Origin of the sequence: Phytoactinopolyspora mesophila, from assembly GCF_010122465.1 — a bacterium.
GTDB lineage: Bacteria > Actinomycetota > Actinomycetes > Jiangellales > Jiangellaceae > Phytoactinopolyspora > Phytoactinopolyspora mesophila.
The window spans coordinates 554,285-573,340 of the sequence record NZ_WLZY01000002.1 but is presented as its reverse complement, the minus strand read 5'-3'; the positions used below and the strand labels follow the sequence as shown (position 1 = coordinate 573,340).

The 19,056-nt window shown below is 67.1% G+C and carries 15 protein-coding genes; 7 read left to right on the top strand and 8 right to left on the bottom strand.

Annotated elements, in window-relative coordinates; translation table 11 throughout:
- The first annotated feature begins 21 nt into the window (after positions 1-21).
- The 7 genes from F7O44_RS08765 (at position 22) to F7O44_RS08735 (ending at position 7,511) form a co-directional block, all read left to right on the top strand.
- Positions 22-1,047, top strand: coding sequence for a LacI family DNA-binding transcriptional regulator (locus F7O44_RS08765; RefSeq protein ID WP_162449827.1), 1,026 nt, complete (start codon positions 22-24; stop codon positions 1,045-1,047).
- A 91-nt stretch (positions 1,048-1,138) separates the two neighbouring features.
- Complete coding sequence (locus F7O44_RS08760) at positions 1,139-2,401, top strand: sugar ABC transporter substrate-binding protein (RefSeq protein ID WP_222851191.1); 1,263 nt, start codon at positions 1,139-1,141, stop codon at positions 2,399-2,401.
- A gap of 12 nt (positions 2,402-2,413) precedes the next feature.
- A complete protein-coding gene (locus tag F7O44_RS08755) occupies positions 2,414-3,400 on the top strand; it encodes a carbohydrate ABC transporter permease (protein WP_162449826.1) in 987 nt (328 codons plus the stop codon).
- Entirely contained in the window at positions 3,397-4,215 is an 819-nt protein-coding gene (locus F7O44_RS08750) for a carbohydrate ABC transporter permease (protein WP_162449825.1), read from the top strand. Before F7O44_RS08755 ends, F7O44_RS08750 begins: the two co-directional genes overlap by 4 nt.
- A gap of 61 nt (positions 4,216-4,276) precedes the next feature.
- Positions 4,277-6,217: a beta-L-arabinofuranosidase domain-containing protein gene (locus tag F7O44_RS08745; RefSeq protein ID WP_162449824.1), complete on the top strand. Its 1,941-nt coding sequence runs from the start codon at positions 4,277-4,279 to the stop codon at positions 6,215-6,217.
- A 128-nt stretch (positions 6,218-6,345) separates the two neighbouring features.
- Positions 6,346-6,816: a DUF3054 domain-containing protein gene (locus F7O44_RS08740; RefSeq protein ID WP_222851190.1), complete on the top strand. Its 471-nt coding sequence runs from the start codon at positions 6,346-6,348 to the stop codon at positions 6,814-6,816.
- 209 nt (positions 6,817-7,025) lie between these two features.
- Positions 7,026-7,511, top strand: a complete 486-nt coding sequence (locus F7O44_RS08735) for a hypothetical protein (RefSeq protein WP_162449823.1) — start codon at positions 7,026-7,028, stop codon at positions 7,509-7,511.
- A 32-nt stretch (positions 7,512-7,543) separates the two neighbouring features.
- Here the strand turns inward: F7O44_RS08735 and F7O44_RS08730 are convergent, their stop codons facing one another.
- From F7O44_RS08730 to F7O44_RS31000, 8 genes are all read right to left on the bottom strand, one after another.
- The gene (locus F7O44_RS08730) at positions 7,544-7,915 is read right to left on the bottom strand and encodes a hypothetical protein (protein ID WP_162449822.1); all 372 of its coding nucleotides are present in this window, start codon (positions 7,913-7,915) and stop codon (positions 7,544-7,546) included.
- A gap of 117 nt (positions 7,916-8,032) precedes the next feature.
- Positions 8,033-8,659 carry a DUF4389 domain-containing protein gene (locus F7O44_RS08725; protein WP_162449821.1) on the bottom strand — a complete coding sequence of 209 codons (627 nt, stop codon included), beginning with the start codon at positions 8,657-8,659 and terminating at the stop codon, positions 8,033-8,035.
- Between the two features lie 92 nt (positions 8,660-8,751).
- Positions 8,752-10,428: a hypothetical protein gene (locus tag F7O44_RS08720; RefSeq protein WP_222851189.1), complete on the bottom strand. Its 1,677-nt coding sequence runs from the start codon at positions 10,426-10,428 to the stop codon at positions 8,752-8,754.
- A gap of 5 nt (positions 10,429-10,433) precedes the next feature.
- On the bottom strand, positions 10,434-13,523 hold the full coding sequence (locus F7O44_RS08715; RefSeq protein WP_174255896.1) for an alpha-mannosidase: 3,090 nt from the start codon (positions 13,521-13,523) through the stop codon (positions 10,434-10,436).
- A gap of 10 nt (positions 13,524-13,533) precedes the next feature.
- Complete coding sequence (locus F7O44_RS08710; protein ID WP_162449818.1) at positions 13,534-14,421, bottom strand: carbohydrate ABC transporter permease; 888 nt, start codon at positions 14,419-14,421, stop codon at positions 13,534-13,536.
- A complete protein-coding gene (locus F7O44_RS08705; RefSeq protein WP_162449817.1) occupies positions 14,415-15,359 on the bottom strand; it encodes a carbohydrate ABC transporter permease in 945 nt (314 codons plus the stop codon). The genes F7O44_RS08710 and F7O44_RS08705 overlap by 7 nt, the downstream gene beginning before the upstream one ends.
- Before the next feature lie 30 nt (positions 15,360-15,389).
- Complete coding sequence (locus F7O44_RS08700) at positions 15,390-16,673, bottom strand: ABC transporter substrate-binding protein (protein WP_222851188.1); 1,284 nt, start codon at positions 16,671-16,673, stop codon at positions 15,390-15,392.
- 188 nt (positions 16,674-16,861) lie between these two features.
- Positions 16,862-18,895 carry a phosphatase PAP2 family protein gene (locus tag F7O44_RS31000; protein ID WP_281353466.1) on the bottom strand — a complete coding sequence of 678 codons (2,034 nt, stop codon included), beginning with the start codon at positions 18,893-18,895 and terminating at the stop codon, positions 16,862-16,864.
- Positions 18,896-19,056 lie beyond the last annotated feature (161 nt).

Here is a 19,056-nt window from a genome sequence, read left to right as displayed (position 1 = left end):
TTCGCTTTCACGGAGGACAGATTGGTCACCATCGGCGATGTCGCCCAGGCGGCGGGGGTCTCGCGGAGCACCGCGTCGTATGCCCTGTCGGGTAAGCGGACCATCTCCGCGGAGGTGCGCCAGCGGGTCAACGACGCCGTGCGCCGGCTCGGATACACCCCCAACGCCGGCGCCCGGGCGCTGGCGACGTCGCAGACCATGGTCATCGGTTTGCTCGCGCAGTTCCTGGAAGACGAGTTCGCGCCCGCCATGCTGCAGTACATGCTGGGTGTCTCCGACACCGCCCGCGAACTCGACTACGACATCCTCCTGGTGACCGAGGCCGACGGCGCGCGAGCGCTCAGCCGGATCACCGACTCCCGCATGGTGGACGGGATCGTGCTGCTCAACGTCGCCCAGGACGACCTCCGGCTGCCGATCCTGCGAGCCGCCCCGCAACCCGGTGCGCTGATCGGACTGCCCGGCGACTGCACCGGCCTGGACGTCTTCGACCTGGACTTCGAGGAAGCCGGCCGGATGATGATCGAGCACATGTATGCGCTGGGACACCGGGAGCTGATCCTGGTGTCCCAGCCCGAACATGTCGTGGAACGGGGTGGCGCCTACGTCTGGCGGTTGCAGGACGCCGCGTTGCAGCAGGCAGAAAGGCGTGAGATCCGGCTTCATGCCGTGTTCGGCGAATCCCGACAGCCGGCCATCGGCCAGACCCTGCACGCCCTGCTGGACGCACATCCCGCGGCCACCGGGCTGCTGCTGAACAACGAAGCCGCCGCCGCGGCTTTGCCGTCCGTCCTGCATACCCGCGGGCTCGCCGTACCCCACGATCTCTCGGTGATCGGCCGGTATTCCGACGAGTTCGCCCGCACGTTCTCCCTGCCGTACTCCTCCATCGAGAGCGCCCCGGACCGGCTGGGCCGGATGGCGGTGCGCCAGCTTGTGCGGCGGATCGAGTCGACCGAGCAGGGCGAGGAACCGTACGTCGTGCGATTCATCTCCCCGGAGCTCATCGACCGGGGCAGCACAGGGGCTCCGGGCCCAGCCAGCTGAGGGACCACGACCAACATTTCACCGCTCGTCAACGACATATCCACCCACGGCCAGTGGGTGCCATGAATTGCCAGATTCAAGGAGGAAAGCCATGACACGTCCGAACAGACTCATGCGAGTCTTCGGTGTGGTCGGAATCGCCGCTTGTGTGGCCGCCACGGCGGCGTGTTCGTCGTCCGACGACGGCGACGGGAACGGCACGACCGCATCAGGCGGCACCTACACCTGGTGGGATCCGTACCCGCAGCACGAAGACTCGTCCGACTGGGCCCAGCGGGTCGACGCGTGCGGCGACGAGGCCGGTGTGACGATCGAGCGCACCGCCTACGACACGACGGCACTGACCAACCAGGCACTGCTTGCCGCTCAAGAGGGCTCGGCACCGGACATCATTCTGCTGGACAACCCCGCCGTCTCCACCCTCGCCGACACCGGGATGCTGACCACGATGGACGAGTTCGGCTTCGACACCTCGGAGATCGACGAGAACCTCCTCGCCGCGGGCGTCGTCGACGGCGAACCGTACGGAATCCCCATCGGCGCCAACACGCTGGCCCTCTACTACAACGAAGACATCCTCGACGAGGCCGGCGTCGCCCCGGACGCCATCTCCGACTGGAGCTCGCTCACCGAGGCGCTGGAACAGATCGACGCCGCCGGCTCGCAAGGCATCACCTTCGCCGGAATCGGGACCGAAGAGGGATCGTTCCAGTTCCTGCCCTGGTACTGGGGCGCCGGCGCGGACCTTCGCGCGCTGGACTCCCCCGAGGCCGTCGAGGCGCTCGAGTTGTGGACCAGCTGGGTAGACGCCGGTTACGCACCCAACTCAGTGATCACGAACTCCCAGAACACCGTGTGGGAAGAGTTCCTCACCGGGCGGTTCGCCTTCGCCCTCAACGGCACCTGGCAGGTGAACAGTGCCGCCGAAGCTGACTTCCCGACGGGCGTCATCGCGCTGCCCGGCCGGGACGGCGGTGTCGCCCCGACACCTACCGGCGGCGAGTTCATCACCGCGCCCGTGCAAAGCGACGAGGCCCGCTACGACGTCACCACGCAGATCGTCGAGTGTATGACGACACCGGAAGGGCTGGTGGAGACAGCGACCACGTTCGCCTACTACATCCCGCCCACACACGCCGGGCAGGAAGCGTTGCTCGAGTCCAGCCCGGAACTCGAGCCGTGGGTCGACGCCGTCCGCAACGCCAAGGGGCGCACCAGCGACGACCTCGGCACCGACTATCCGCTGATCTCCGAAGCACTCTGGACGGCTGTCCAGAACGCCCTGAGCGGCGCCATGTCGCCCGCCGACGCGCTGGACCAAGCCCAAGCAGACGCCGAAGCGGCACTCAACTGATCTAGGACACCCATGAGACCGACGCTTCACACCGTCGAGTCACCGGCCCGCACGAACGCGACGGCCAGGACCGGTTCTCCCCGCAGCGGGCGGGGAGAACCGGGCACCCGGAGGCGTTCTTCCGCCCAGCGCTGGGCCGCACTCGCCTTCATCGCACCGCTGATCATCTACCTGGTGGTCTTCTACGCGTTCCCGCTGTACCGGAACGTCGAACTCAGCCTGCACGACTACACGCCACGCGCGTTTGTGCAGGGCAACGCCGACTACGTGGGCTTCAGCAATTTCACCGACGTGATCACATCCAACGCGTTCGGTGTCGCGGTACGCAACACCATCCTGTTCACCCTCGTCTCCATCGGTGCGCAGTTCACGATCGGGCTGGCGCTGGCGGTGTTTTTCCGCAACAACTTCCGGCTCTCGGGAACCTTGCGGGCTTTGTTCCTGGTGCCGTGGCTGCTGCCGCTGATCGTGTCGGCGTCGACCTGGTCGTGGATGCTGAACAGCGAGAACGGCATCATCAACTCGTTCCTGGGTGCGTTCGGGATCGGCCAGATCAACTGGCTGACCTCCCCGCAGTGGGCACTGGTCTCCGTGATCATCGCCAACATCTGGCTCGGCATACCGTTCAACCTCGTCATCCTGTACTCCGGGCTACAGAACATTCCCGGTGACGTCTACGAGGCGGCCTCACTCGACGGAGCGAACGCCTGGAAGCAGTTCTGGCACATCACCCTGCCGCTGCTGCGGCCCGTCTCGGCGATCACCCTCCTACTCGGGCTGATCTACACGCTCAAGGTGGTCGACGTCATCTGGATCATGACGACGGGTGGTCCAGGCAACGCCTCGACGACGCTGGCGATCTGGTCCTATCGGCGCGCCTTCGGCACCGGACAGCCGGACTTCTCGCAGGCAGCCGCGGTGGGCAACCTGCTGATCGTGTTCGCGCTCGTGGCCGGCTTCGTCTATCTCTACCTCCAGCGACGGGAGGAGCGGTCATGACGCCACAACGCACCCGTTGGAAGACCGCGCTGGGCATCTTCTTCACCGCGGTGATGCTCTTCCCCGTCTACTGGATGGTCAACGTCTCCCTCACCAAGACCAGCGACATGCGGGCCGATCCCCCGCACTGGTTCCCGTGGAATCCGACGTTCGAGGGGTACGTCGACGTCTTCAACCAGCAGCTACCCAACCTGATGACCAGCCTGATCATCGGCCTGGGCTGCGTGCTGCTGACGCTGGTGATCTCCGCGCCCGCCGGGTATGCGCTGGCGAAGCTACGGCTTCCAGGCAAAGGCTCGATGAGCTTTTTGCTGCTGATCGCCCAGATGATCCCCAGTGTGGTGATGGCGATGGGCTTCTACGCCATCTACATCCGGCTCGGGTGGCTCAACACCGTGGGCGGGCTGATCGTCGCCAACTCGACCATCGCCGTACCGTTCGGGGTGCTGCTGTTCACCACCTTTATGTCCGGCATCCCGCAGGAGTTCATTCAAGCCGCCAAGGTGGACGGCGCCAATACCTGGCGGACATTCCGGTCGGTGGTGCTGCCGGTCAGCCGCAACGCGATCCTGACCGTGTCGTTGTTCGCGTTCCTGTGGGCGTGGTCGGACTTCATCTTCGCCTCCACGCTCAACCGCAACGGCGACATGATCCCGATCACCCTGGGCATCTACGCCTACATCGGCAACAACACCACCCAGTGGAACTCCATCATGGCCACCGCCGTGGTCGCGTCCATTCCGGCGGCCGTCCTGCTGATCGTGGCCCAGCGCTACGTCGCCAGCGGCGTGACCGCGGGAGCCGTCAAGGACTGACCAGCGAGAACGACGCCCGTCCCCGGCCAGCCGGCCGCGCAAGATCCTGAGGAGCACAAGCGTGACCCTGAACAAAACCGTCACCGCAACCGACCCGACAGGCGGGCGCCCGGTGGTTCCCTCGCGCGGCGAACGCCGTCCGCTGGGGCTCGGCGAAATCGCCCTCGGCCCCGGCTTCTGGTCGACATTGCAGGCGACAAACGCGGCCGCGACTCTGGAGCACTGCGAGAGCTGGATGGAACGGCTGGGGTGGCTGGCCAACTTCGACCGCGTCGCCGAGGGCCGCACCGAGGCCGAGCGCCCAGGGTGGTCTTTCTCCGACTCCGAGGTCTACAAGCTGATCGAGGCGATGTCGTGGGAGTTCGCCCGTTCTGGCGATCCCGGCATGGACGACGGCATCCGACGGCTGACCGCCCGCATCGGCCGCGCCCAGGACGCCGACGGTTATCTCAACACCTACTACGGTCATCCCAACCGGCCCGCGCGCTACACCGACCTCGAAATGGGCCATGAGCTGTATTGCGTCGGGCATCTGCTGCAGGCCGCCGTCGCCCGGCTGCGCACCAGCGGACCGGACGAGTTGGTGGAGATCGCCCGCCGCGCGGCCGATCACGTCTGTGCAGAGTTCGGGCCCGGTGGACGGGAAGGCATCTGCGGGCACCCGGAGATCGAGCTGGGCCTGGTCGAACTGGGCCGGGCGCTCGGCGAAGACCGATACGTCGACCAGGCCCGGCTGTTCTTGGACCGGCGCGGGCACGGCCTCCTCCGGGACATTCCGCTAGGCCGGGCCTATTTCCAGGACGACGTGCCGATCCGGGACGCGCATGCGTGGCGCGGGCACGCCGTTCGCGCGCTCTATCTGTCCGCCGCGGCGGCGGACGTCGCGGCGGAAGGTGACGACGACGAACTGCTCGCCGCCATCGAAGGGCAGTGGGACTGGTCGGTGGCGCGTCGTACCTACATCACCGGCGGAATGGGGTCCCGGCACCAGGACGAGGGCTTCGGTGAGGATTGGGAACTGCCCGCCGACCGGGCCTACTGCGAGACCTGCGCCGGTATCGCCTCGATCATGGTGTCCTGGCGGCTGTATCTCGCGACCGGCGACATGAAGTACGCCGACCTGATCGAGCGGACGTCGTTCAACGTGCTGGCGACCTCACCGCGCTCCGACGGCAAGGCGTTCTTCTACGCCAATCCGCTTCACCAGCGGGTAGCCGGCGACGTGGCCAGCGACGATCAGGTGTCCATGCGAGCGGAGAGCAGTGCGCGGGCCGCCTGGTTCGACGTCTCGTGCTGCCCGACGAACGTCGCCCGCACGCTCGCGTCGTGGCACACCTACGCCGCCGACGTCGGCGAACGCGACGTGACACTGCTCCAGTACGCGAGTGCCCGGGTGCGGGCCGAGTTGGGCGACGGACGGGTGGCCGGCCTCGAAGTGGAGACCGCGTATCCGGACGACGGTCTGGTGACCGTCCGCGTGACCGAGCCGCCGGAGGGCTCGATGGCGCTGCGGCTGCGCGTCCCGGCCTGGGCCGACGGCGCGGTGCTCGAGGAAGGCGGGCGGCAACGCGACGTCGCGCCGGGAGTGGCCGTTGTCGATCGGGAGTTCGTGGCCGGCGAGGAGGTCCGGCTGCGACTACCGGTGACGCCCCGTTTCACCTGGCCGGACCACCGCATCGACGCGATCCGCGGATGTGTGGCCGTCGAGCGTGGGCCACTCGTGTACTGCGCGGAGGCTATCGACCTGCCGGACGGGGTGGGGCTGGACCACGTCGTTGTCGATACCAGTGTCCGCCCGGCCGATCGCCACGGGCAGGTGGTGGTGCAGGGGTTCGTCGTCTCCGGTGCCGACGGATCAGCGCGCTGGCCCTACCTGAGCGATGCCGACGTCAACCGGCCGCCTACCGGCGCGCCCATTGAGGTCCGGCTCGGCCCCTGCCATCAATGGGCGGAGCGCAAACCCACCGCCATGCGGATCTGGCTCCCCACGCTCTGCCCATGATCATTGACACTTATACCGGTGATAGCCAGGGCAAGTGTCAATGATCATCGGGGTCGCGCCGCTCGCCACCAACCCCCACCCATCCCGGGATGGGTGGGGCGACCGGCCGTCGGAGGGTATCTAGACTCGTGACAACTCACGATGACAACCGAAGGCCCACCATGAACCCGTCCCGCACCGCCACCGATGGCATGCGTGCGGCCAAGACCTGGCCGGCTAGCGGCCGCTCGATATGGACCGCGGCGCTGGTGGACCTCGTCATCGCCCTTGGCTTTGTGCTCGCCGGACGCGGCACCCACGACGGCCCGGCGCTGGTCGGTGACCCGCAGGGGTTCGCGGAGTCGGCATGGCCATTCGTGGTCGCAGCGGCCGTCGGCTGGCTGGTTACCCGGGCCTGGCGGTGGCCGTTGTCGCCGGTCCGCGCCGGTGTGGGCATCTGGGCTGCGACCGTCGTCGTCGGCATGTCGCTGCGTGCGGTCTCCGGGCAGGGGACGGCGCTGCCCTTCGTGATCGTGGCGCCCCTGACGCTCGCTGCGCTCCTGATCGGCTGGCGCGTCGTCGCACGCAGATTCCTCGCCGCCAGGCCACCCGACCCATGATCATTGGCATTTTCCCACCGATACGAGGGGTTTAGTGCCAATGATCATGGGGGGCTCGCGGGCGAGCGGGTAACCTTGACAGGAGCGTCCGAGTCCGACGACACCCACTCTCATCACAACGAGAGCGTGAGCCCGGCCGAGAGCGAAGACCAGACCCCGGTCTTCCCGCGGAAGGGCCGCCGTGGATCGGCGAGAAGAGAGTCATAGCCATGAGCCTCCACCTGTCCGGCCGTGGTGCCACGCCCCGGCGAATCGTGCTCAGCTGCGATGTCGCCGGATGCCCAGTTCAAGTTGAGCCTCCGGCGGCGGAACGCTGGCGTAGTGACGCCGATGCCTCGGCCTGGGCCCGCAAGAACGCGGTGGGATGGACGTCCGACCTGAGTCGGGGCACCGACTACTGCGCGGAGCATGCCGAGTTCAGCACTCCCCCGGCCGCCGGCGTCATCCCGCCACGCCCGACCGCCGCCGAGCGGGACCGGGCCGGGAACCCGGTGAACCGGGACGAGTACGCGGCCCGGCTCCGGGCTCAACTCGAAAATGACGCCCCGGCCACCGGCCTGCCCGCCATGCTGACGCCCGCTCAGGTCGACGTCCTGACCCGCCTACTCGACGAACTCGCCGGCGTGTACCAGGGTGAGGATCTCGGCGCGCTGGCCAGTGAGCTGTCGAAGACGATCGACAGCGAGGCCGGGTAGGCGGCAACCCAGCCCCAGGCGGATGCCGGCCGCTACGGGTTGACGCGCTGGCGCCTGGCGCTGATGAAGGAGCGTACGCCGAGCACCAAGTAGGCCACCAGGATCACGAACATGATGATGCTGACGACGATCGCGGCGGGCCGCTCAGCCGTCCCGTCGATCAGATCCCCGATCTGCACCACGTTCATCAATGAGCCGAGCGCTCCCAACAGAGCGATCACCATGGCCGCGTGAATAGCGTGCTTGTGGATCGATGCCTTGCGCGCGAGCAGTCCGCAGACAAGGAGCAGCACACCGACCACACTGGGAATCAGCGCCGTGGCGCTCGCCGCGTCGGAGACGGCGTAGGCGATGATCCCGGCCAACGTCAACAAACCACCGACAACGAGCGTTACTGCCGTCATGAGTCCGCGTCCTCTCTGTTCCGTACTGTCGGGAGGGCAAGGCGCCCCATACTACGGGACGTCGTAGACCAACCTCAATCAGGGTGGCGCTGGTGTTTTCCACCACTCCTGGTCAATTCACGGGCCGAACCGGAACGGCGGGTACCGGTCGGTGACCAACACCACCGAGTAGGCCAATACCCGGTTGTGCCACCTGATGACGCCCTCGACGAAGGTGAAAAGGTCGCGCGGGTATCTGCCGGTGATCAGGATGGCGAACCACGCGATGATCACCATCACGATCGCGGCGATGTCGAGAAAGAACAGCACGATGTAATGCGGGATCGCGAGAAGCCACTTCACCAGGGGCAGCCAGCGGTTCAGCTCGTTGGGCACGTCCGGATGCTGGTAGTAGAGGTGGACGGCCTGGTAATCGTCCGTCGACGGATAACGGTCGTCCATCAGCGCCAGGTAGGCCACCACCCGATTGCCGAATCGGTGCAACTCCCGGTTCCACTCGAACCACCACAGCGGATACTTCCGCCGGAAGAGGATCATCAGCAGCGGCGGGAGGAACAAGAACCCGCCGGCACCCGCGGCGACCAGCGTGCCGGTCTCATGTGTCCACTGCCAGGTGCCGCTGGACACCATGCCGAGGATGATCAGTATCGGAATCGCCGCGAAGAGCCTGAAGAAGGTACTGGCGCGATTGAGGGGCCGATCCGGATACTCCACGGCGTACTGAACCGGGTATGCGTCGTCCATAGACACCACACCTACCCTGCTAACCCATGATCATGAACACTTTCCGGTGCTTACGACACGGGAACTTGCCGAAGCCGAAGAAGCGGCAGGGGTCAAATGGCGCGAATGTGGACACGCGCGACACCCGGAGCGCTGCCGACGATGTACGCCCGGCGCCCTCCCGCCGCATCGGTTGCCCCGAGGTAGGAGTAGTCCTCCCCGGGCTGATACCGGGCGGGCCCCGCCTCCCCCGTGCCGGGACCGAACTCGACGGTGCTGCCGCCCGAGCGGTAACACGCGGTGCCCGAATCCAGCCGTACCGAGCCGTCCGGCCCCTCCGATCCGCCGCTGAACTCGCCGCCATCACGGAAGGCGAACTCAAGCGCCCACGGCAGGGCCGGTCCGTCGGTGACGATCTCGAGTTCGACACCGTTGCCGGTCGGCCGCGCGACAAGCCGGGTGCGCAGTACGACGGTGTCGGACCGGCGGTCGCCGAAAGACATCGCCGCGGCGAACCGCCCCTCGTCCACCAGGTCATAGGCGCCGTCGGCGCGCCGATCACCGCCGGTGAGCGGGTGATAGTAGCGCCCCTCGAGCCGCTCGTTGAGGACGAACGCATCACCGTCGTGCTCGATGCCGGCGGCGCGGAACGGACCGAGGCCGAAGAAATCGCGAGACAGCCGCACTGATTCGAGAACCACCTCGCCGGCGAACATCCGCAGAAAGGTGGGGTTGTTCGCCAGCCCCGAACGGATACGCCGCTGTCGGGGATAGTCCGAGCCGCCGTAGAGCACCAGCGTGCGCGCCGGGTTCGCATCGACGACGAGTCCCGAGGCGCCCCACGCTTCGCGGCGGGTCGGGGCAGGCGGTTCTGCGCCGGGCAGTAGTTCCGCCAGCCGCGGGTCGAGCAGCATCTCAGTCAGCACGGTGTGTGGCTCGGCCACGCCTTGCGCCGCGGCGCGTCCGGCCGCCCACGCGAAGTCACCGCGGCCCCGCTCGATCGCGAAGCGCCGGTAGGCCACCAGATACGGCGCCAGCGGGAACGGCTCGCCGCGCTGGTCCTGGCGCCGCGAGTGCACGGTCTCGACCGAGCCGTCCGGCAGGATCAGCCCGAGGGTGGCTTCCAGGTTGCGCACCACGACGTCGTGCAGATCCGGGCGGTCGAACACGTCCCCGATGACGGCGAGCGACGGGTTCGACACGTGTGCCGCGTAGTTGGCACTGCGCTCGGAGTACATCCCGTCGCTTTGCTGGTCGATGCCCTCGGCGAGCCACTGCTCGGCCCGCACGCGCACGGCGGGGTCAGGCCGGAGCCGGTACAACCTCGCAAGTGCCGCCGTGAGCTCCCACCGGTGGTTGGGTGTGTGTACGCCACCCGCGAGCATGGGGGGTGTCGCCGCGTCGGCGATCGCGCCGAGCATCTGTTCGAGCGGCACCAGCGACGACGCAGCGGCACGCCGGAGGAGCTCGAGCGCGTCGCACACGTCGTTGATCGCAAACGCGGAGTCAGGCGGCGACTCGATGTTGTCGCCGCCGAGGAACAGCCCGGAGGCTGTCTGCATGCTCCGAAGTGCCTCCGCGTGTGCGACGGCATGCGAGATGAGCGCTGCGTCCCCGGTATGCCGACCGCCATCGACGAGGTACGCGCCGACCAGCAGCTTGATACGGCGCATCGACGCGCGGTAGGGCCCGAGCGGGGCCGTACCGAGGTCGGCCGGCGACATGGCGAGTACACCGTCCACTGCCCCGTCCGCGGCGGCGATCACCGCGCGGCGAAACGACTCGTCCACGCCCCTCACGTGTGATCCCGCCCTGGTGCCCCGTGATGCCGGTTCACTAGCCGCAGCGTCAGCACCTCGAACGGGTGCAGGACGATGCCGATGCCGCCGCTTGCGTCGGGTACGACGGCTCCCGTCTCGTCGGTGAGCGGCGTCTCGACGAGGTCGCATTCACGCACGTCGGTGACGGCGAAATCGGCGTGCAGCCTCGCCCGAGTGCGAGCTCCGCGGCTCTCGTACACGCGCACGATCACGTCGCCGGAACGGTCGTCGGCCAGCTTGACCGCCGAGACCACCGCCGACGCCGGCACGCCCGCGGCGCCGGACACGGAGACGAGCGGCGCCGGAACGTCGGCCCCCGTAATGTGGCGCAGCGGTGCGGCGAGCTTCGCCCCCGCTCGCAGCGCATCCTCCGTGGTCACAGCCGGTACGAGCACGGTGGTGAAGGTATGCCGCCCTTGGTCCGCTCCCGGATCGGGGAACGTGGGCGCCCGCAGCAGCGATTGCCGCACAGTGGTGACGACCCGGCCGTCGACGCTGTCGCGGGTGAGATCGTGCCCGTATACGCCGTCGTTCACCACGGCGGCACCGAAACCCGGCTCCCCCACGTGTACCCACCGGTGGGCGCACACCTCGTAGCGGGCGGCATCCCACGATGTATTGGCATGCAGCGGGCGTCGCACGTACCCGAACTGGGTCTCGTAGGCCGCGTCGTGTGCGTGGATGTCGAGGGGGAACGCGAGCTTGAGCATACGACGGCGCTCATGCCAGTCGATCTCGGTGTGGATACAAACGGCGTCGTCGACCACCGTGATGATCTGAGTGAGGCGGCTGTGGCCGAACACCCGCTCGATGCGCACACTGCCGTCCTCGCGCAGCGTCGCCGTGCCGTCCACGAGATCTACGGCATTCGCGCGGTACGAGCGGTCGAGATCCCACGCGTCCCACTTCGCCGGTGCGTCCACGTGCAGCTGCGGCAGGTTCGCTGCCTGGCCGGGCGGAACGAGATCACGTCCCGACGCGAGGTCGATCACATGGGTGAGCAGACCGGTCGCGGAGACCTCGACGCGCAGTGCGGAGGAGGTCAGCTCGATACCGCCGCCCGCCAGCTCCCGCGGGTCGGCAGCCGCCCGGTCCGGGACGTCCGCGGTTCCACCGAAAGCGGGAGCGCCCGACACGGGGAACGGCGCCGGGTTGACCGCGACGCGGCGGGTTCCCTCACCCGCGAGCGCTTGCAGCGCGTCGGCGATCAGAGCTTCCAGCCGCCCGGTGATGCGCTTGTGAGAAGCCTCGGCCTCGCGGTGCACCCACGCGATCGCGGTGCCGGGCAGGATGTCGTGAAACTGCAGCAGAAGAACTTCCTGCCACAGCTCGTCGAGCTCGTCATACGGATACTGCATACCCACACGCACCGCCGCGCTCGTCAACCAGAGTTCGGCCTCGAAGAGCAGCTGCTCGTTGCGTCGGTTACCCCGCTTCGTGCGCGCCTGTGAGGTGTAGATGCCGCGGTGGAACTCGAGGTACATCTCGCCGGACCACACCGGCGGGTTCACGTACTCACGCTCGACCGTGCCGAAGAAGTCGCGGGCCGTGCCGAACCGCACCCGCGGCGACCCTTCGAGATCGGCCTGCAGGCGCGCGTCGCACATCATCTCGCGGGTCGGGCCCCCGCCGCCGTCGCCGTATCCGAACGGCATGAGTGACAGCGAGGCACCAGCGTGGTCTTTGAAGTTGCGCACGCTGCGGGCGAACTCGGTGGGCCGCATGTCGCCGCTGTAGGTGTTGTTCGGCGGAAAATGCGTGAGGATACGGGTGCCGTCGATGCCCTCCCAAAGGAATGTGTGGTGTGGCATCGCGTTGGCATCGTTCCAGCACATCTTCTGCGTGAAGAACCAGCGCAGCCCGGCCTTGCGCAGCAGTTGAGGCAGCGCGCCAGGGTATCCGAAGGAGTCCGGCAACCATCCGATGTCGCTGCGTGCTCCGAACTCGCGCTCGAAGAAACGCGTTCCCTGCGACAGCTGGCGGGCCAGCGACTCCCCCGACGGCATGTTCACGTCGGACTCGACCCACATGTTGCCGACCGGGACGATGCGCCGCTCGGCGACGCGCCGCCTCACCCGCGCGTACAGCTCCGGGTCCTGGCGTTTGAGCCAGGCGAAATGCTGCGCCGACGAGCTGGTGAACACCGCATCGGGATCCCGGTCCATGAGATCGACGACGTTCGCGAAGGTACGGGTCACTTTGCGCACGGTTTCCCGGGCAGGCCACAGCCACGCCGAGTCGATGTGCGCGTGGCCGGTCGCGACGATGCGATGCGCCGACGCGGCCGCTGGGGAAGCAAGCAGGGGCGCGAGCACCGCGCGTGCGGCGGGCGCCGACGCCGCGGGATCGCCGGGGTCGAGCTCATCGAGCGCACCGTCGAGGCCGGCCAGAAGCGCCGCCCGGCGCGGCTCGTTCTCCCCGAGTTCGAGCGCGAGCCCGTGCAACACGGTCATCTCGCGGAGCAGACGCTCCACGACGGAATCGATCAGCCGGATCTCGAAGCGTCCCAGCCGGTACAACGGCGTGTCAGGTGCGCTCTTCGGATCGCCGAGTGAGGTCGGCGCATAGGCGTGTGCCCCTTTGAAGTCGTTGCCGCCCGACAGGTCGGGATTGGAAGCGCCCTCGACAAGGAACGTGAACGCGTCGCCGGGCGCGGCCTCGATCGGCACATGATGGTTGCGGGGCTCGAGGCCTTTCACCGCCTGCCCTGACGGGGTACGCACCAGCCCTTCGCACTGGAAGCCTGGCTTGGCGCTGTTGAATCCGAGGTCGAGCGACAACTCCACGCGATGCCGATCGTCAGCGGCCCAGCCCGCCGGTACCTGGCCGTTCACATGGAACCAGGTGGTGCCCCAGGCACGGCCCCACTCCGACCCGGGATCCACTGGCATGAACGCCGTGGGGTCAGGCACATCGCCGAACGGGATCGGTTCACCCGCAGCACCGACCACGCCCGGTACAGTCCACGCCGCAACAACGAGCGGCGCGGTCTCGACGACGACCGCGTCGGTCAGATACTCCCCGAGCCAGCGATCGACCCTGGCCAGGACCGACGACACCTGCATATACACGGCTCTAGTCCTTGAGCCCCGCGTTGATGTTCGACGAGGTGACGTATCTCTGGAACACGAGATAGAGCGCGACCAGCGGGATCATCGACAGCACGGACGCCGACAGCAGCACACTCCAGTTGATGTTCTCGGCGCCGACGAGCGACCGCAAGGCGATCTGCAGGGTGAACTTGTCAGGGTCACCCAGGATGATCAGCGGGAGGATGTAGTCGTTCCAGCGCCATTGGAACGAGACGATGGCAAGTGTGAGCATGATGGGTCGTGCGAGCGGCACCATGATGCGCAGGAAGATGCCGTACTCGCTGGCACCGTCGATCCGCGCGGCATCGATGAGCTCGTCGGGAACCGTCAGGTAGAACTGCCGGAACATGAACACACCCGTCGGGGTGAGGATCGACGGCATGATGACGCCCAGTAGTGAGTTGTACATGCCGAGGTCGCGGACCACCATGAACATCGGGTTCAGGATGACCTCGCCCGGCAGCATCGTCATCGACAGGACACACAGACCGAGCACACTGAGCCACGGGTTCTTGTACTTCGCCAGCGCATACCCTGTCGACGCACACAGGACCACGGTGATGATCGTCGACACCGACGCGACGATGAACGTGTTGCCGAGGTAACGCATGAAGTCGACGCGTTCGAACGCGGCCTCGTAGCCGCCGAGTGTCCACTCGCGAGGGATGAACGACAACGGGTAGCTGAACAGCTCGCCGCCCGGCTTGAACGACGACAACAGGAACCACAGCAGCGGGAACGCCATGAGCACGGCGATGACCCACAGCATGGTGGTCGGGACGATACTGCGGCGGATTTCACCGCGCCGGCGTCGCAGGTCCCGCATCGGGCGTTTCTTCCGGGGCGCCGTGGGCGCGTGCGTGGTCACCATGCGTTCTTCCTCTTGCTGATACGGAGCTGGATGATCGCGATGATCATGAGGATCACCAGCAGGATCATCGATGCCGCACTCGCATATCCGATGAGCGAGCGCTCGAACCCGGTCTCGTAGATGTACTGCACGATCAGCCGGTTCTGGGTGCCAGGACCACCACCGTTGAGCGCCTGGATCATCGCGAACTCTTTCATGGCGGTCAGCGATGAGAGCAGGATGACAAGAACGGAGGTCGGGGCGATGCCTGGCAAGGTGATGTACCAGAAGCGCTGCCAGCCGTTCGCTCCGTCGAGCTCCGCGGCCTCGTAGTACGATTTCGGCACGTTGCTGATGGCCGCGATGAACAGCAACATGTTGAAGGCCGCGCCGCCCCACGCGGATGCGAGAACGGCGACGAACAACGACAGGTCGGCGTTGGTCGCCCACGGCACCGCGTCGCCGCCCAGCAGGCGAATGATGTAGTTGACGAACCCGAAGCTCTCGCCGAACATCCAGCGCCAGATGACACCGGCGACGATGGGCGAAACGAGCCACGGCACGAAGAAGATGATGCGCGCCGCCGTCTTTCCCCGCGCGCGCTGCGCGGTGAGGGCCACCGCCATCGCGAGCGCCAGACAGTAGCCAACAGGCACCGCGAACAGGGCATACAGCAGCGTGCGCCCCAGCGACTGGTAGAACTCGGAGTCCCCGAACAGGTCGCCGTAGTTGGACAACCCGACGAACTCGGAGTCTCCCCAGCCACGGAAGTCCGTGAGCGAGTAAGACAGGCCGAGGACACCGGGCCACAGGAAGAACAAGCCGAACAACACCGCGGTGGCGACCGTGAAGATGAACGGCGCCAGGCGGTAGCGGCTACGTCGGCCGCGCCGAACACGGCGCCCGGCCCCCTTCACCCGCTGGGCGGAGGAGGCCGGACTCGAGGTGCGGAGAGTCATAGAACCACGAGCTTCCTTCGTGCGCCGCGCTCAGTCGGCCAATTGATCGGTGGTGATCCTGCCGATGTTCTCCACCGTGTCCTCAAGCGACTGCTCGTTGTTGAGGAACTTGACGGTCTCGTCCTGGAGCGGCTCGGAGTCTACGGACTTGCCCTGATAGCCGTGCAACACGCCGTCCGTGGTCTGCACCGCGGAGATCGGCGGAGACTCGAGGATCTCGGCGTTGTACAGCTGGAAGGCGTACTCGTCCTCCTCGTAGCTGACCTCGAGACCGTCGAGTACAGGCAGGCACCCGGAGATCTCGCAGTATTCGCGGTAGTTCTCTTCCGAGTACAGCCACCGGATGAAGTCGAGAGTCTCCTCCTCGACACCGGTGCCGTCGAAGGCGACGATCCACGATGCGGCACCGTAGTTGGTCGCGCGCACCGGCTGCTGCGGCAACGGCACGGAGACCCACTCGAAGTCGGTGATGGTCTCCTGGAAGTCGGCGATCTGCCACACGCCCGACATGTAGCCGGCGACGCGTCCGGACTTGAACGTCGCACTCGGGTCGTCCGCCGCACCCCACACGGACTGGGGCATGACACCGTCCTGGTGCAGTTGCTTGAAGTATTCCAGCGCCTCGGCACCGGCCTCGTCGAGCGCCCAGCTGCCATCGGGTTGCTCGGTGACGCCCTCGCTGCCGAACTCGTAAAGGAAGGCGCGCAGGCGGTGTGCCGAGCCGTCCATCACAGCGCCGTACTCAGCGTCGGTGGCCTCGACGACCTCATCGGACAACTCGACGTATTCGTCCCAGGTCCACGCCTCGTCGAGCGTCGTGGGATAGTCCACACCGGCTTCGTCCCACAGCGACTTGTTGAGGAACATGCCCACGGCCGTGAGCGTGGTCGGCAGCGCCTTGACCAAGCCGTCGGCGGGGTCGGCCACCGAAAGGGTGTCGATGATGCCGACCTCGTTGAAAATGTCGGTCAGGTCGAGCAGACGGTCGGTCCACGCTGGGTCGGTCGACGGCGACGCCGCCAGCGAGGGCGGATCATTCGCCTGCGACGCCGTGCGCAGACGTGTGCGCAGATCGTCGTTGGGCACCTCGATGACGTCGACACGCACGCCCGTCTCTTCGAAGTATCTCTCTGTGAGGGTGGCGTAGCCGCCACCCTGGTTCACATCGCCCGACTGCACGAGTTCGAGCACGACGTCGCCGCCGTCCGAACCCCCGCCGCCGTCCGAGCCTCCGCCGTCGCCGGAACATGACGCGAGCACGAGCGCGCCGACCGCCGCCGTCGCAAGCGAGCGGATCAGGTGATGACGCTTCACTGGGTCTCCTCGCCGACGCTCAGTCATGAGCGTCTTGCAGTGTAGAATAGATCGGACCTTTAAAGGAATTTGATCTTATGTCTTGACATATTTTTGTGCGCTCAGGTTAGCCCGCATCCGCAAGTCGGGCAAGCGCTTACCTGATCCCGTCGCGATGCCTCGCGATCACGCTGGACCGCTGCACCGGGTCAGGCATCCGAGTCCGGCTCGAGACGCACGGACATGCCACCCGCCGAGTATTCCGGCACAGCCCGGTAGCCGTCCACGTCCACCTTGATGGTGCCGAATTCGCCCTGCAGCCTGCGGCCACGGATCACCGGGAGGGTATCGCCCGCGGCGGGGGCACGCTCGACGTGGAGCTGTATCTCGAGGGTACTGGCCTCGTCGATAGTGACTGTCCGCAACACGTCCAGCACCGGCGCCCCGTCGTCGCTCAGCGTCACCTCCAGCGCACTGCCCGGCGACTGCGTGTAAGCGCCGCGCACCGCCACCTGGCCCGCGTCCGCGTCCAGGCGCAAGGTACCGCCGGCCACGTGCACGTCACCCTTGCCGAGGGCGGTTGGCGAGGCCGCAACCAGCGTTCCGTCGTCGATCCGGGTGCCGCCCGTGTAGCTGTTGGCGCCGGTCAAGGCCAAGGTCCCCGTCCCCTGCTTGGTGAGTTTGCCGGCGCCGCCGATGTCATTGCGCCAGGCATCGGAGGTATTGAAGCCGCCGTCGGCGGAATTCATGACGACTGTGACGTCGCCTCGGAACGCGCCGTAGCCGTCCGCGGCGGCGAAGAGGTTCAGCCGGCCCCACTCCTCCGGGCCATCAAGGAGGGCGTAACCCGCCGGCAGCGCCGTCGTCTGCAATACGGCGCGGCGCTGGTCAGCGTCCAGGTAAGGCAGACGGGTCTCCAGCAGCGTTTCCGCACCCTTGGGAACCGTCAGCTCCGCGTCGCCACCACGCCGGGGCATGGTGTACGTCAGCCGGGGCGTGAACAACTCCCGATTGGACTCGTGGTCGGCATACCGGTCGGTGTTCGGGCCGGCGGAGTGTGCGTACGCGTACAGCGTGTCGGGTGTGGCATCCGTCTTGGCCTCGAAGTACTCGAGAGCTTGCTGGCGGGCCGCGGCCTTGAGCTCGGCGTACTCGGGATCGTGCAGAACGGCGGCGGCCAGCGCGGTGGCCAGGATGCGCCCGCCGACGACGTCCACCGGCGAGTGCATACCTGACTCGATCCGGCTGTGGCTGGTGTCGCAGGCGCGCGCCAGCAACTCCTGGAAACGCTCGGGGATGGCATATCCCAAGGCCAGCGCGGCCAGGTACGCGGCATTGGTGTGCCCGCTGGGGTAACCACCGTCTTCGTCCGGATTGTCGCTGCGCTGGCGCAGAAGCTGCGGCGCGACGACAGCGTCGGAGGCGTAGATCGGGACGCCGAAGACGGGAATGCCGCCGGTCTCCACCACCTCGCTGTCCTCGGTCAGCCGCCACGGTCGCGGATACTGGAACGTGAACTTGCTCGGATTGCTCGACGCGTGCGGCCCACGGATGGTGTTGACGAGTTCGACCACCTTGCCCAGCTCCGAGTTGACCGAGCCCGCGCCAAGGTCCGAGCCGTCAGGCGCGTCGTCGGGGATCGAGTCACTGATCCGGCCCGGCGGGATGCCGTCCGGCGCCCCAGTGATACTGGTGACCGCCTTGGCACCGGCTCGGTACAGCTCGGTCAACGGCCCCAGCCCCCCGGTGGCGCTGTAGCTCTGGTGCTGGCGGTCATCGACGAAGGACTGCTTGGCTTCGGCCTCCGTGCGCTCAGTGGTGATCTCCGCGACGTAGCGCATGTTGTCGCGGAGAAGAGCCCGGTTCAGCACGACGCCGTCGTCCCAGGAGGCGCCGGTCTTCCAGTGCTCGTCCATCCCCGAGAGGATGCGCACGGCCGCGTTCGTCTCCTTGCTGAGGTTGTCCGCGGCGTTGGTCAGGTAGTCGTCGACGAATGCCTGCACGGCGGCGCTGCGCCCTGCTGCCACTGGGCCTCGCTGTGCAGCCTGTGCGGTCAGCGGCACGTCGCCGGTGGACACCGGCTGGCCGAACGCCCCTTTGGCCGTCCGCGCCGATGCAGCGGCGGCGGCCTGCGAGCCGGCGACCAGCGTGCCGGCCGACGATCCCACGACCAGCGCTGCCGAGACACCTGCGGAACGCCGGAGGAAACTACGCCTGTCAATGCTCTTCTGCTCGTCCGTCATGTTCTTCCTCTCAGGCCGCACGACCGGGCTACCCATGGCCATTGACGACCGCGCATGCCGCGGTGGGACCAAATTCGGTGATCACTGGACTGTTGGTAAGCGCTTTCTCGATAGAGATGCTGCCACGGTGGGCGAATGTCTGTAAAGGGTTTGTCCTGACA

Excerpts from the sequence above, each read along its gene's own strand:
- F7O44_RS08760 (WP_222851191.1), top strand. The coding sequence starts at position 1,139 with ATGACACGTCCGAACAGACTCATGCGAGTCTTCGGTGTGGTCGGAATC.
- F7O44_RS08755 (WP_162449826.1), top strand. The coding sequence starts at position 2,414 with ATGAGACCGACGCTTCACACCGTCGAGTCACCGGCCCGCACGAACGCG.
- F7O44_RS08750 (WP_162449825.1), top strand. The coding sequence starts at position 3,397 with ATGACGCCACAACGCACCCGTTGGAAGACCGCGCTGGGCATCTTCTTC.
- F7O44_RS08735 (WP_162449823.1), top strand. The coding sequence starts at position 7,026 with ATGAGCCTCCACCTGTCCGGCCGTGGTGCCACGCCCCGGCGAATCGTG.
- F7O44_RS08730 (WP_162449822.1), bottom strand. The coding sequence starts at position 7,915 with ATGACGGCAGTAACGCTCGTTGTCGGTGGTTTGTTGACGTTGGCCGGG.
- F7O44_RS08725 (WP_162449821.1), bottom strand. The coding sequence starts at position 8,659 with ATGGACGACGCATACCCGGTTCAGTACGCCGTGGAGTATCCGGATCGG.
- F7O44_RS08715 (WP_174255896.1), bottom strand. The coding sequence starts at position 13,523 with ATGCAGGTGTCGTCGGTCCTGGCCAGGGTCGATCGCTGGCTCGGGGAG.
- F7O44_RS08710 (WP_162449818.1), bottom strand. The coding sequence starts at position 14,421 with ATGGTGACCACGCACGCGCCCACGGCGCCCCGGAAGAAACGCCCGATG.
- F7O44_RS08705 (WP_162449817.1), bottom strand. The coding sequence starts at position 15,359 with ATGACTCTCCGCACCTCGAGTCCGGCCTCCTCCGCCCAGCGGGTGAAG.
- F7O44_RS31000 (WP_281353466.1), bottom strand. The coding sequence starts at position 18,895 with ATGACGGACGAGCAGAAGAGCATTGACAGGCGTAGTTTCCTCCGGCGT.